We start from the raw sequence: 13,543 nt of genomic DNA, 5'->3' as shown, positions 1-13,543 counted from the left end.
CACGATCAGCGCGCACTCGTGAGCAGCCGTTGGTCGTGAGCTGCTCCTGACGTCGGATGTCGATGTTCCACTGCCGCGGATCCGTCCGGTGCTGGTCTCCCTCGTACTCGATCGCGACCCGCCAGCGGCCGAGGAACAGGTCCACACGGCCAACCGCGCGGCCGCCGGCGAAGACGACCGGGTTGACCTCCGGCTCGGGTAGCCCGGCCAGGAGGAGGCAGAGCCGCAACCGGGTCTCCTGCACCGAGTCCACCCGCTCGCGTACGAGGGCAGCGGCCCGACGCGCGAGCACGGCTCCACGACTCCGGCTCACGATCGCCGCAGCGCGCAGGGCAGCGGGCGAGGAGTGCCCCAGCCGGACGAGCCAGTCCCCGGCGGCGACGAGCTCGACCAGATACAGCTCCTGGGCGGCGCCGACGAAGGCCGCCTCGGCCGAGACGCAGGAACCGTCGAGAGCGGTCGGCGGCAAGGTCCGGACCCGTCGCACCCGTACACCTGGGCGACGCACCTGGTGCGGGTGAGCGCTCACGAACCGCAGCGGCCGGTGGTCGCCGACGTCCACGCCCAGCGCGTGCAACGCGGACACCCCCTCCAGCACGGCGTCCGCCGGGAGCACGAGGCGGGCGGCAGCAAGACTCAGCTCGAGGCTGGGCTCCAGGTCGGCCGGCGCGTACGCCCCGTGGTGCTCACGTCGCACCGCGCGGCTGCGCAGGGTCGCCTCGGTGAGGCCGGCGGCTGTCGCCTGGGCGGCCGTGAACGGTCCGAGCACTCCGGCACCCTGCCCCACCTGAGGCCGGGAGCCGCCGGATCACCGGGCCGCCTGTGGACAACTCCGACGATGCGGCAGCGAGTGCGCGCAGATCGTCGTCCTGGGGCACGCGAACGCACGATTCGCGCGCGCTCGGGCCGGGGAGGAGCAAGAGGCCCCACGCGGATCAGTCCTTCGTCGTCTCGCCCGGCAGGTCGAGCATGCGCTGCAGGGCGATCTTGGCGTGGTGCTCGGTCTCGGCGTCGACGGTGACCTGGTTGACGACGTGGCCGTCGACGAGGTTCTCGAGCACCCAGACCAGGTGCGGGAGGTCGATGCGGTTCATGGTCGAGCAGTAGCAGACGTGCTGCTCGAGGAACGTGACCTCCTGCTCCGGGTGCGCCTTGGCCAGGCGCTGCACGAGGTTGAGCTCGGTCCCGACGGCCCACCTCGTGCCCGGCGGCGCCGACTCGACGGCCTTGATGATGTATTCGGTCGACCCGACCTCGTCGGCCAGCAGCACGACCTCGTGCTGGCACTCCGGGTGCACGATCACCCGCACCCCGGGGACGCGGGCCCGGACGTCGTGCACGGCCTCGGGTGTGAACCGCCCGTGCACCGAGCAGTGGCCCTTCCACAGGATCACCTTCGCCGCGCGCAGCTCGTCGGCGGTGAGCCCGCCGTTCGGCCGGTGCGGGTCGTACAGGACGCACTCGTCGAGACCGAGCCCCAGCTGGAGCACGGCGGTGTTGCGACCGAGGTGCTGGTCGGGCAGGAACAGGACCTTCTCGCCCCGCGCGAACGCCCACTCCATGACCTTCTTGGCGTTGGAGGAGGTGCAGACCACGCCGCCCTCGCGACCGCAGAAGGCCTTGATGTCGGCGGAGGAGTTCATGTAGGTGACGGGGACGGTCACGTCCGCGACCCCGGCGTCGGCCAGCACGTCCCAGCAGTCCTCGACCTGCGCGAGCCGGGCCATGTCGGCCATCGAGCAGCCGGCGGCCAGGTCCGGCAGGATCACCTGCTGGTCCGCGCTGGTGAGGATGTCGGCCGACTCGGCCATGAAGTGGACGCCGCAGAAGACGATGAACTCGGCCTCGGGCCGCGCCGCCGCCTCGCGGGCGAGCTTGAACGAGTCGCCCGTGACGTCGGCGAACTGGATGACCTCGTCGCGCTGGTAGTGGTGACCGAGCACGAACACCCGCTCGCCCAGCTGCGCCTTGGCCCGCCGGGCGCGTTCGACGAGGTTCGGGTCGGACGCCGGCGGCAGCTCGCCGGGGCACTCGACGCCGCGCTCCGAACGGGGGTCGGACTCGCGCCCCAGCACGAAGAGCGACAGCGGCGTACGGACTGGTGCGGGCGTCGTCGTCACGGCCCCAACCTACTCGTGGGGGAGTCCGGCGAGCCCTGGCCGACCGCGGCCGGGGCGGTCCCGGACCGCGGCGCTGGCAGGATGCAGCCGTGCGCGTCCTGGTCTGCTCCGACGAGCTGGGCGGCCTGTCGTCCGCCGCCGCCGGCCGGTACCTCGCGCGGGGGTGGGACGGCCGTGCGACCGCCGTCGTCCCGGTCGGCGAGGCCGGAGCCGGCTTCGTCACCTCGGTCGCCGACCGGCTGGGGGCCGCCGCGGAACCTGTCGTCCTCGGTGACCGCGTCGGCGTCCGGACGCAGGCCCGCGCGCTCACCGCGGTGGCGCTGCCCGGGCCGGGCGTGGGGGAGGGGCCACTCCCGTACGCGGCGAGCTCGCTCCCGCTGGGGCGCCTCGTCGCCGAGACCCTGCCGGACGGCGGCACCCTGCTGGTCGACCTGGTCAGCGACGACGTCCACGACGGCGGGGCCGGCCTGCTCGCGGCCCTCGGTGCGGAGGCGGACGTCGACCTGACCGGCGGCGTCGCGGGGCTGGCGGGGCTGTCGCGGCTCGACCTGAGCCTCCCGCTCGAGCGGCTCGGCGACCTCGACCTCGTCGGCGTCGTGCCGAGCACGCGGACGACGACGCCGCTGCTCGGGCTCCGCGGCATCACCTCGGTCCGTGGTCGGGCCGCAGAGGAGGACGCGGAACCGTTGCTCGCGGCCGACGCGAGCCTGCAGCGGCTGGCCGACCTGGCCGGGTCGGGTCTGGGGGCGACGCCCGGCGCCGGGGCCTGTGGCGGGACTGCGCTGGCCGTGCTCGCGCTCGGCGGGCGCCTGACCAGCGGACCGGAGCTCGCCCTCGGCGGCATCAGCGGTCCGGTCGACCTCGTCGTCACGGGCTGCTCGGTCTTCGACTTCGCGCACCGCGGGGGCGGGGTCGTCGCCGCGGCCGCCGCGCTGGCCGGTCGGCTGCTCGCCCCCTGCGTGGTCGTGGCCGGCGAGGTCCTGATCGGGGCCCGGGAGATGCGCACGATGGGCATCGAGGCCGCGTACGCGGTGCACGAGGCGGCTCGTACGGCCGGCGACCCGGCGGCCGGCGGCGCGGGTGGCGCGGTCACCCCGGACGAGCTGACGGCGGCCGCCGAGCGGGTCGCGCGCACCTGGCGCTGGTGACGCCGGACACGTCCGACCCAGCAGGGGTGGGCCTGGAGTTCGGACGGACCTACCATGAAGTCCGGGAACACGATCCGCCTCATGCGAGTTGCGTCCACGAAGCAGCAGCATCCTCACCGACCAGGGGAGACCCTCATGACCGCCACCACCAGCCCGATCACCATCACCGCGCCGCCGGCCGACGGGGTCCTCCTGACCGACGTCGCCGCCGGCAAGGTCAAGGCGCTCCTCGAGTCCGAGGGCCGCGACGACCTCGCGCTCCGCGTCGCCGTGCAGCCCGGTGGCTGCTCGGGCCTGCGCTACCAGCTCTTCTTCGACGAGCGTCAGCTCGACGGCGACGTCCGCAAGGACTTCGGCGGCGTCAGCGTCGTCACGGACCGGATGAGCGCGCCGTACCTCACGGGTGCCTCCATCGACTTCGTGGACACGATCGAGAAGCAGGGCTTCACGATCGACAACCCGAACGCGACCGGTTCCTGCGCCTGCGGCGACAGCTTCCACTGATCGGCCGCTGAGCGCCGGCCTCCTCGACGAGGCCGACGCCCGAAGACCCGAGACGCTCTGCCCCTACCGAGTCCAGGGGCAGGGCGTCTCGTCTTTTCACCCCAACGCGGGAGCGGTCAGCCCTCGCCGTGGGTGAGCACGAAGTCGAGGACCTCGGAGTAGCTCGCGGTCGCCACGGCCAGGCAGGTGTCGGCCGCGCCGTAGTAGAGGCGCAGGCGGTCCAGCTCGGCGTCGTGCAGCAGCCCGCACGGGAACACCACCCCGGGAACGTCCCCGGTCTGCTCGTAGACCTCGGACGGGCCGAGCACCCACTCCGCGCAGCGCCGGATCACCTTCGACGGGTCGTCCAGGTCCAGCAGCGCGAGCCCGGCCCGGTAGAGCGCTCCCGCGACCGTCTGGCGTACGCCGTGGTAGATGAGCAGCCAGCCCTCGGGCGTCTCCAGCGGCGGCGGGCCGATGCCGATCCGCGCGCAGTCCCAGAAGCCGCCCTCCCGGGCGGACATGACCGGCTCCGACGGGCTCCAGGTCTGCAGGTCGGACGAGCGGGACAGCCAGATGTCGGCGCGCTGGGTGTGCCCTGTCACCGGGCGGTGGAACAGGACGTACTTGCCGCCGACCTTGCGCGACAGCAGGGCCCCGTTCTTGTCCTCGGGCGGGCGGACGACCCCGTGACGCTCGACCGTGACGAAGTCGGTGGTGGTCGCGAGCGACAGGCTCGGACCGCCGGGGCCGAACGAGGTGAAGGCGATCGCCCAGGCCTCCAGCTCGGTGGACCAGGTGAGGCGGGCGTCCTCGAGGCCCCACTGCTCGCGCACGACCCCGGCCTCCGGCGCCAGCAGCGGCTCGGCGTCGACGACCCAGTTGGAGAAGCCGTCGTCGGAGCGGGCGACGGTCAGGTGGCTCATGCCGCGCCGGTCCTCGACCCGGCAGAGCAGCAGGGTCTGGTCGCCGACCTGGGCGGCTCCCGCGTTCATCACGGCGTTGACCGTGTAGGGCCAGCGGCTCGGGCTCAGGATCGGGTTGCCGGCGTACCGGGTGAACAGGGCGGCGCTGCGATCCGCCGACGTCGAGGTCATGGCCGCGACGCTATCCCGGGCACCCGCCTCAGTCGGTGACGCTCAGCCGCAGCAGCCCGGCGTGGTCCAGCGCCAGGGCGGCCTGCCAGACCGCCAGGGTCGACTCCGCGCCCTGGTTCTCGTTCACCCCGTCCTCGGTCAGGCCGTCCGCGCACCCGCCCGAGGCCGGGTCGTAGAGGGAGACCCCGAGCCGGTTCGCGCCGAAGAACCACGACCACGCGGCCCAGGCCCAGGTCCGGTACCTCGGCGACCCGGTCACCGTGTAGGCCTCGACGCACGCCTCGACCAGGGCCGCGGCGTCGAGCGGCTGCTCGTCGCCGTCCCCCTCGTCGTCCCCGGGCCCGCCGGCCGCGGGCGAGCCGTCGGGCTGCTGACGCCACCGGTTGCCGATCAGCCTGACCGTGGAGGTGCCGAGGCCGCACTGCGCGGCGTACCAGTCGAGGGACTCGAGGCCACGGCGGACGAGCGCGTCGTCGCCGAGCCGCTGCCCCGCGGCGAGCAGCGCCTGCGGCAGTCGCGCGTTGTCGTAGGTGAGGTAGGTCTCGAACCAGGGCCAGCGCGGGCCGGCGTAGCGGTCGAGCGACTCGGTGAGCCGGGTCGCCAGGGTCCGCAGCAGGGCCGTGAGGCTCGCCGGCAGCAGCCCGGGCTCCGGCCGGGCGAGTCCGAGCAGGGTGTACGCGACGGTGCGCGGGCTGAGCGCGGCCCCCAGCGAGGGCTCCAGCGCCTCCAGCTCGCGCAGCGCCGGCTTCGCGTCGCCCGCCGCGGGCTGGGCCGCGACCACGGCGCCGAGCGCCCAGGCCGCGCGACCGACGTGGTCGCCCTGGTGGGGCTCGTCCAGCCAGCCGCGGTCGTGCCCCATGAAGTTGCGCAGCCCCGCCCGGCCCGGCTCGAGCGCGTACGCGAGGAAGGCCAGCCCCGAGCCGACCATCCGGACCGGCTCGGGTCGCTGCTCCGGGCGCGAGGCCAGCCCGAGGCCGACCAGCACCATCCGGGCCACGTCGTCGGTGCAGTAGCCGCTCGACCACCGCGGCGTCACGCCGTCGGCGTGCTGGACGATGCCGACGTCGTCGCAGAGCCGGTCCAGCTGGGCCAGCCGGAGCACCTGGCGTGGCACCCACTCGACCGGCGGGACGGCGGTCGCCTCGGAGAGCACGTCGATCGTCGTGCGGGCCACCTGCTCCCAGCCGAGCGTCGAGCCCACCCGGACGGCCTCGGCGCGGGCCTCGGCCAGCGCCTCGGGGTGGTCCAGCAGGTCGGTGATCGCGCCGGCCATGGCGGTCGGGTCGGCAAAGGGGACGAGGCGCCCGGCGCCGCTGGCCAGCAGGTCCTCGGCGTAGAGGTAGGGGGTGGACACGACCGGGCAGCCGGCGGCCACCGCGAAGGTCAGGGCGCCCGAGACGATCTGCTCGCGCGAGCGGTAGGGCGTCAGGTAGAGGTCGGTGGAGGCGAGCAGCACGCTCAGCTCCTCGACGGTGAGGAACCGGTCGAGGAAGTGCACGTGGTCACCGAGCCCGAGCTCGGCGACCAGCCGCTGGAGGCCCTCCCGGTAGACCTCGCCCTCGTGCCGCACGACCTCGGGGTGCGTCTGGCCCGCGACCAGGTAGAGCACCTCGGGGTGGGTCGGCACCACCTGGGCGAGGGCCTCGATCGCCAGCTCGATGCCCTTGCCCGACGAGATCAGGCCGAAGGTGGAGAGCACCGTACGGCCGCGCAGCACGTGCAGCGAGAGGTCGTCGGAGACGTCGGCCGACGCGCTGGCCGCCGCGGCCCGGGCCGCCTCGTGCGCGACGACGAGCGCGGGCACGCCGTGCGGCACGACGCGGATGCGGCCCGACGGGACCGCCCCCGAGGTCACGACCATCCGCCGGGCGGTCTCGGTGAAGACGGTCACGAGCGTCGCCAGCGCGCACACGCGGCGCAGCGCGGAGGCCTGCGCGGGGCTGGGGTGCGTGAGCACGGTGTGCAGGGTCAGCACCACCGGACGCCCGACCCCGGCCAGCAGGGTCACGAGGTGGTCGCCGGCCGTCCCGCCGAAGATCCCGAACTCGTGCTCGACGAGGACGACGTCCACGTCGGAGGCGGCCAGCTCACGGGCGACCCGGTCGTAGTCGCGCCGGTCGTGCTGGCGCAGGTGCCACCTGACCTCGGGCCGGTCCAGCGCGTCGGTGGGGTCCACGTCGCCGCCGAGGTCCTGGTCGATGGCCACGACCTCCAGCTCGAGGGCCGGGTCCGCGGCCCGGGCCGCGGCGTGCAGGTCGGCCGCGAAGACCCCGATCCCGCACGGTCGCGGGGGATAGGTCGACACCATGGCCACCTTCATACGTCCTGGCTCCCTCGTCGTCGGTCCACCGAGCAGCCAGGATCCCACCTCCGGTCAGCGGTCGCGGACCACCTGGAAGCGGGGCGGGGCGGAGCGGAGGAGGGTGTGACCGCGCATCCGGCACCAGGCGGCGAGGTCCGGCGCCGTCGCGGGGTCGTCGGCCAGGAGCTCGACGGTCTCGCCGACCGCGACCGAGCCGATGCGCCGGGCGATCTCGATGATCGGGCGCGGGCAGCGCATCCCGGTGCAGTCCAGGGTGAGGGCGGCCGGGCGGTCAGGACCGTCAGAGCCGTCGGAGCCGTCGGAGCCGTCCAGGGGCGCGGTCATGCGGCGCCGAGGCGGTCGCGGATCTCGGCGACGACCCCGGGGAGCACGTCGAGGAACGCCTCCACCTCGGCCTCGGTGGTCGTCCGGGTGAGCCCGAGCCGCACGTTGCCGTGGGTGAGCGCGCCCATGGAGGCCAGGACGTGGGAGGGGTGCTCGCTGCTCGCGCTGCAGGCCGAGCCGCTGGCCACGGCGAAGCCCGCCCGGTCCAGCTCGAGGCTCAGGGTCTCCCCGTCGACGTAGAGGGCCGAGAAGGTCAGCAGGTGCGGCGCCCGGTCGTCCGGGTCGCCCACCACGTCGACGTCGGGCACCCGGGCGGCGACCTCGCGGCGCAGCCGGTCGACCAGGGCGTGCTGACGCGCGCCGACGACCTCACGCGTGGCGACCACCGTGTCGAGGGCCGCGGCGGCCGACCAGACGGCGGGGACGTCCACGACCCCCGGCCAGCGCCCCTGCTGGTGGTCGTCGGCGGGGTAGGGCGCCCGCCAGCGGGTGCCGCGCCGCACGACCATCAGCCCGACCGAGGCCGGTCCGCCGTACGCGCCCGCCCAGCCGAGCAGCACCGACCAGTCACCCAGAGCCGTGGTGTCCAGCCGCCCGAGCGCCGTGGTGGCGTCCAGCACGAGGGGCACCCCGGCCGCGCGGCACGCCTGCGCCGCCGCGGCGTACGGCTGGCGGGTGCCGACCTCGTGGTTGGCGACCTGCAGGCAGGCGAGCGCGACCCCGGGGCGTCCGACCGCCTCCGTCCAGGCCTCGAGGTCGACGCGTCCGAGGGGGTCGACGCCGACGGCCACGTGCTCGCCGTACGCGGCGGCCGCGGCCAGCACGGCGGAGTGCTCGACCGTGGAGGTGACGACGAGGTTCCCCACCCGACGGCGTCCCTGCACCAGGCCGGCCACCGCCGCCTGCGCGGTCGGCGCCAGAGGACCGGTCAGGACGACCTCGTCGGGACGGGCGCCGACGTGGGCTGCGACACGTTCGCGGGCGGAGTCGAGGGCCTGCGCGGCCAGCCGGCCCGGTCGGTGCAGCCGCTGGGGGTCGCCCCACCCCGAGGACGCGGCAAGAACCCATGCGTCACGTGCCTCTGGGAGCAGGGGTTCACCTGAAGAACAGTCGAGGAAGACCGGCGTTCGCACCTCCGCCACGGGGGAAAGATACGTCCGGGCCCGCAACGGCCCCCTGGGCTTCCTGCGTTACTGTGACCGAGCAAAGATCGAGACGCAGACTGCCCTCCAGGCACCTGAGTCACAGCCCTCACGACGGGTAACACCGGCGGGTGGGTGCACGCCAAGCGCGACGCACGGGGACGACTCGTCGTCCGGCCCGGGTGGGCATGTTCCGAGGAGAGGCCAGAGTGGGTGTGAGCAGAGATCGGGCGCGACGCGTCGGTCTGCGCGGTGGAGTGGCGGTGAGCGCACTGGCGCTGACGCTGCTGACGGGGTGCTCCCCGGAGACGACCGCGCAGCTCAAGCGGCTCGGGCTGCCGGAGGCCGGCACCGTTCAGGCCCCGGCAATCGGTGACCTCTGGATCGGCACCTGGATCGCGGCCGGCTCGATCGGCATCGCGGTCTACGCCCTGGTCATCTGGGCGGCGGTGCGCTACAAGACGAACCACAACGACATGCCGAAGCAGAACCGCTACAACCTGCCGATGGAGATCTTCTACACGGTGGCGCCGTTCGTCGTCATCGGCGTGCTGTTCTACTACACGGTCCTCGCGCAGAACGTCGTGCAGAAGAACCCGACCCCCGACGTGACCGTCGACGTCGTCGGGCAGAAGTGGGCCTGGACCTTCAACTACGAGTCGGCGGGCAACGCGGCCGTCGGCACGGACGTGTGGGAGACCGGCACCATCAACCAGTGGGCGACCCTCTACCTGCCGGTGAACAAGACCGTTCGCTTCAACCTCTCCTCGCCGGACGTCAACCACTCCTTCTGGGTGCCCGTCTTCTACGAGAAGATGGACGTCATCCCGGGCCGGGACAACCACTTCACGGTGACCCCGAACCGTGAGGGCGTGTTCGCCGGCAAGTGCGCCGAGCTCTGCGGCACCTACCACTCCTCGATGCTCTTCGAGGTCCACGTGGTCAGCGAGGCCGAGTACGAGGCCCACCTGAAGACGCTCGTGGCCAAGGGCCAGACCGGCCAGGCCAAGGGCGCAGCAATCCCCAACCCGGTGGGTGAGCCCGGCAACACCGGGCAGCCCGAGCCGGCCGCAGCTCAGCAGGGAGGCACGCGATGACGACGCTCCAGCGCACCGCGACGGAGATCGCGACCCCCAAGCGACAGCTGGGGACGATCTCGTGGAAGTGGATGGTCACCACCGACCACAAGGTGATCGGCAACCTCTACTTCATCACCACGATGCTGTTCTTCTTCCTGGGCGGCATCCTGGCGCTGGGCATCCGCGCCGAGCTGGCCTTCCCGGGCATGCAGTACATGTCGCGGGAGACTTACAACCAGTTCTTCACGATGCACGGCACGATCATGCTGCTGCTCTTCGCGACGCCGCTCTTCGCCGGCTTCGCGAACGCGATCATGCCGCTGCAGATCGGTTCGCCCGACGTGGCGTTCCCGCGGCTGAACATGCTGTCGTACTGGCTCTACCTCTTCGGCGGCCTCGTCACGGTCTCCGGCTTCCTGTCCCCGTCGGGCGCCGCCAGCTTCGGCTGGTTCGCGTACGCCCCGCTCAGCGACGCCGTGAACTCGCCCGGCGTCGGCGGTGACCTGTGGATCATGGGCCTCTACATGGCCGGTCTGGGCACGATCCTCGGCGCGGTCAACTTCATCACGACGATCATCACGATGCGTGCCCCCGGCATGACGATGTTCCGGATGCCGATCTTCACCTGGAACATCCTGGTGACGTCGATCCTCGTGCTGATCGCGTTCCCGATCCTCGCGGCGGCCCTGCTGGTGCTCGAGGCGGACCGCAAGCTGGGCGCCCACGTCTTCGATGCCGCGAACGGCGGCCCGATCCTGTGGCAGCACCTGTTCTGGTTCTTCGGGCACCCCGAGGTCTACATCATCGCGCTGCCGTTCTTCGGCATCATCACCGAGATCCTGCCGGTCTTCAGCCGCAAGCCGATCTTCGGCTACGTCGGCCTCGTCGGCGCGACGCTGTCGATCGCGGCCCTCTCGGTGGCCGTGTGGGCCCACCACATGTACGTGACCGGTGCGGTCAACCTGCCGTTCTTCTCCTTCATGACGTTCCTCATCGCGGTCCCGACCGGGGTGAAGTTCTTCAACTGGATCGGCACCATGTGGGGCGGCAACATCGCCATGCGAACACCCATGCTCTGGGCCGTCGGCTTCCTGATCACCTTCCTCTTCGGTGGTCTGACCGGTGTCGTCCTGGCCTCGCCGCCGCTCGACTTCGCGCTCTCCGACTCCTACTTCGTGGTCGCTCACTTCCACTACGTGGTGTTCGGCACGGTCGTGTTCGCGATGTTCGCCGGCTTCTACTTCTGGTGGCCCAAGTTCACCGGCCACATGCTCGACGAGCGCCTGGGCAAGGTCCACTTCTGGCTGCTGTTCATCGGCTTCCAGGCCACGTTCTTCGTCCAGCACTGGCTCGGCGTCGAGGGCATGCCCCGTCGCTACGCCGACTACCTGCCGAACGAGGGCTTCACGGTCCTCAACCAGATCTCGTCGGCCGGTGCGTTCCTGCTCGGCGCCTCGATGCTGCCGTTCGTCTACAACGTGTGGAAGAGCCGCAACAACCCGAAGGTCGGCGTCGACGACCCGTGGGGCTGGGGCCGTTCGCTCGAGTGGGCGACCTCCTGCCCGCCGCCGCGGCACAACTTCACCTCGATCCCGCGGATCCGGTCCGAGGCCCCGGCCTTCGACCTGCACCACCCCGAGGTCGCGCTGTCGGAGTACAACGACATGAACGGCGAGCTCAACGACACCCTGGTCGACGCCGCGGACGACACCGGTCGCCGCACGCTGCTGGAGCAGCGCGTCAGCGGGGAGTCCACCGATCCGGTCGAGGCGTACGACGAGCAGCACCCCAACCAGTCCCCGCCCTCGGCTGACTTCAACGACAAGGAGGCCGGCCGAGGATGAAGGCTGAGACCTGGGTCTTCATCTCCCTGACGGTCTTCGTCGCGGCGATCACCCCCGTCTACTGGTTGATGAGCAACGACCCCACGGGGACCGCTGCGCTCATCCTGACGTTCTTCCTGCTGCTGATGATCGCCCTGTACCTGGGCCTCCTCGCACGTCGGATCGACCCTCGCCCGGAGGACAAGAAGTCGGGCGAGATCGCGGAGGGTGCCGGCGAGCTCGGCTTCTTCCCGCCGCAGAGCAAGTGGCCGCTGTTCGTCGGCCTGACGTTCACCCTCTTCATCCTCGGGCCGGTCTTCGGCTGGTGGCTGATGATCCTGGGCGTCGCGTTCGGCACGGTGACGCTCACCGGCCTGATCTTCGAGTACTACCGCGGGGATCACGCGCACTAGCCCTCTCGGGCGTGAACGAGGTCGCAGGGCCTCAGACGCCGTCTTCCTCACGATCGATGACGCCACTCGTCGGGCGGATCCATCCGGGTCTGCCTGAAGGGTGGCGTCATCGCTCGTTCGTCCAGACGGCGCCGGCCCACATGACCTCGTCCACGCCCGGGCGCGGTCGAGCTCCTGCCTGATCGAGTCTCCTCGGCGGCGGCGGCGGCGGCGGCGGCGGACGGTCGGCGGTAGTCGGAATGCGCTCGAACGCTCCCTGAGCTTGTCGAAGGGCCACGCAGTGGTCGGCGTGCGTACGACAGCTAGTACCGCTCAGCGGCGCGGGGGAACCTCGATGCGGTCGAGGTCTCGGGCGGCGGTGACGTCAGGGAAGAGCTCACGGGCCTCGGCTGCGAAGACCTGCTCGTCGGGATGGCGGGCCGAGTAGTGGGTCAGGACGAGGCGGCGTACGCCCGCCTCTACCGCGATGCCGGCGGCGTCGGCCGCGGTCAGGTGGGCGTAGCGCTCGGCGAGGTCCGCCTCGGTGCGCAGGTAGGTCGACTCGCAGACCGCGAGGTCCGCATCGCGGCAGAGCTCGACCGCGGCGCTGCAGCGGCGCGTGTCCATGACGAGGGCGAAGGACTGGCCGCGACGGGGTTCGGTGACCTCGGAGGCGAGGACGCGTCGCCCGTCGACGGTGACCTCGCCGTCCTGCAGCAGCCGGCCGACGTCGGGTCCGGAGAGACCGACAGCGTCCAGCCGGTCCCGGACGACCCGGCGTCCGTCGGGTTCCTGGAGGCGCCACCCGTACGTGGGCACGCGGTGGTCGAGCGCGCGGGCGGACAGCGTGAGCCCCGGCCAGGTGTCGACCACGCCGTCGGACGACACCGGGTGCTCGCGGACCTCGGGCCCGTCGGCCGCCGCGCTGGCGTGACGGAGCCGGTCGACGTACGGCTGGCCCGCGGCGGGGAAGTAGAGGTCGACCGGCTGGCCGCGACCGTCCAGCGCGATGCGCTGCAGCACACTGGGCAGACCGAGGCAGTGGTCGCCGTGCAGGTGGGTGATGCAGATCCGGGTGATGCTGCCCGCCGAGACGCCGGCCAGGGTGAGCTGGCGTTGCGTCCCCTCGCCCGGGTCGAAGAGCACCACCTCGCGGTCCCAGCGCAGCACCGCGGCCTGGTGCGCCCGCGTCCGGGTCGGCACCTGCGACGCGGTCCCCAGGACGATCAGCTCCCGCGCACCCACGGCAGCGGAGCCTACGCCGCCGTGCGCCCCTGAGCCGGTCGTGGCTTCAGAGGGGGTGACTCCCGGCTCGACGAGGGGAAGGATGGGGCCATGTGCCGCAACATCCGACCGCTGAACAACTTCGAGCCGCCGGCGACCTCGAACGAGGTCCACGACGCCGCGCTGCAGTACGTCCGCAAGATCGCCGGGACGACGAAGCCGTCCAAGGCGAACGAGGCCGCCTTCGAACGTGCCGTGCACGACATCGCGCACGCGACCGAGCACCTGCTGGAGAGCCTGGTGACCACGGGCACGCCGAAGAACCGCGACGAGGAGGCCGCGAAGGCCCGGGCGCGCTCCGCCGCGCGCTTCGCGTCGGCCTGACCAC

The 13,543-nt window shown here is 72.4% G+C and carries 12 protein-coding genes; 6 read left to right on the top strand and 6 right to left on the bottom strand.

Annotation, left to right across the window (positions count from 1 at the left end; translation table 11 throughout):
- Window positions 1-935: 935 nt before the first annotated feature.
- The gene (gene nadA / locus FHX39_RS16590; protein WP_183340231.1) at window positions 936-2,120 is read right to left on the bottom strand and encodes a quinolinate synthase NadA; all 1,185 of its coding nucleotides are present in this window, start codon (window positions 2,118-2,120) and stop codon (window positions 936-938) included.
- A gap of 89 nt (window positions 2,121-2,209) precedes the next feature.
- Between nadA and FHX39_RS16585 the strand changes: the two genes are divergently transcribed.
- Entirely contained in the window at window positions 2,210-3,268 is a 1,059-nt protein-coding gene (locus FHX39_RS16585; RefSeq protein WP_183340228.1) for a glycerate kinase, read from the top strand.
- Window positions 3,269-3,403: 135 nt separating this feature from the next.
- Entirely contained in the window at window positions 3,404-3,772 is a 369-nt protein-coding gene (locus FHX39_RS16580) for a HesB/IscA family protein (RefSeq protein WP_183340226.1), read from the top strand.
- A gap of 116 nt (window positions 3,773-3,888) precedes the next feature.
- On the opposite strand, the gene FHX39_RS16575 is transcribed toward FHX39_RS16580, so the two are convergent.
- From FHX39_RS16575 to FHX39_RS16560, 4 genes are read right to left on the bottom strand one after another with little or no spacing between them, the layout of a single operon-like run.
- A complete protein-coding gene (locus tag FHX39_RS16575; RefSeq protein ID WP_183340224.1) occupies window positions 3,889-4,848 on the bottom strand; it encodes a glycoside hydrolase family 130 protein in 960 nt (319 codons plus the stop codon).
- Window positions 4,849-4,876: 28 nt separating this feature from the next.
- Complete coding sequence (locus FHX39_RS16570) at window positions 4,877-7,168, bottom strand: glycosyltransferase (RefSeq protein WP_183340222.1); 2,292 nt, start codon at window positions 7,166-7,168, stop codon at window positions 4,877-4,879.
- Window positions 7,169-7,222: 54 nt separating this feature from the next.
- Window positions 7,223-7,495 (bottom strand): sulfurtransferase TusA family protein, encoded by a 273-nt coding sequence (locus FHX39_RS16565; RefSeq protein WP_183340220.1) that lies wholly within the window; start codon window positions 7,493-7,495, stop codon window positions 7,223-7,225.
- Window positions 7,492-8,637, bottom strand: a complete 1,146-nt coding sequence (locus FHX39_RS16560) for a cysteine desulfurase family protein (protein WP_332836885.1) — start codon at window positions 8,635-8,637, stop codon at window positions 7,492-7,494. Before FHX39_RS16560 ends, FHX39_RS16565 begins: the two co-directional genes overlap by 4 nt.
- Before the next feature lie 263 nt (window positions 8,638-8,900).
- Here FHX39_RS16560 and ctaC point away from each other — a divergent pair, with 263 nt between their 5' ends.
- From ctaC to FHX39_RS16545, 3 genes are read left to right on the top strand one after another with little or no spacing between them, the layout of a single operon-like run.
- Window positions 8,901-9,734: an aa3-type cytochrome oxidase subunit II gene (ctaC, locus tag FHX39_RS16555; RefSeq protein WP_332836884.1), complete on the top strand. Its 834-nt coding sequence runs from the start codon at window positions 8,901-8,903 to the stop codon at window positions 9,732-9,734.
- Window positions 9,731-11,560, top strand: coding sequence for an aa3-type cytochrome oxidase subunit I (gene ctaD / locus FHX39_RS16550; protein ID WP_183340216.1), 1,830 nt, complete (start codon window positions 9,731-9,733; stop codon window positions 11,558-11,560). The genes ctaC and ctaD overlap by 4 nt, the downstream gene beginning before the upstream one ends.
- Window positions 11,557-11,952, top strand: a complete 396-nt coding sequence (locus tag FHX39_RS16545; protein ID WP_183340214.1) for a cytochrome c oxidase subunit 4 — start codon at window positions 11,557-11,559, stop codon at window positions 11,950-11,952. Before ctaD ends, FHX39_RS16545 begins: the two co-directional genes overlap by 4 nt.
- A gap of 312 nt (window positions 11,953-12,264) precedes the next feature.
- Here FHX39_RS16545 and FHX39_RS16540 read toward each other — a convergent pair whose 3' ends face one another.
- Window positions 12,265-13,176 (bottom strand): ribonuclease Z, encoded by a 912-nt coding sequence (locus tag FHX39_RS16540; RefSeq protein WP_183340212.1) that lies wholly within the window; start codon window positions 13,174-13,176, stop codon window positions 12,265-12,267.
- A 90-nt stretch (window positions 13,177-13,266) separates the two neighbouring features.
- On the opposite strand from FHX39_RS16540, the gene FHX39_RS16535 reads away from it, so the two are divergent.
- Window positions 13,267-13,539, top strand: a complete 273-nt coding sequence (locus FHX39_RS16535) for a DUF2277 domain-containing protein (protein ID WP_183340210.1) — start codon at window positions 13,267-13,269, stop codon at window positions 13,537-13,539.
- Window positions 13,540-13,543: the final 4 nt, after the last annotated feature.

Origin of the sequence: Microlunatus antarcticus (assembly GCF_014193425.1) — a bacterium.
Taxonomy (GTDB): Bacteria; Actinomycetota; Actinomycetes; order Propionibacteriales; family Propionibacteriaceae; genus Microlunatus; species Microlunatus antarcticus.
This window is presented reverse-complemented; position numbering and strand designations above follow the sequence as displayed.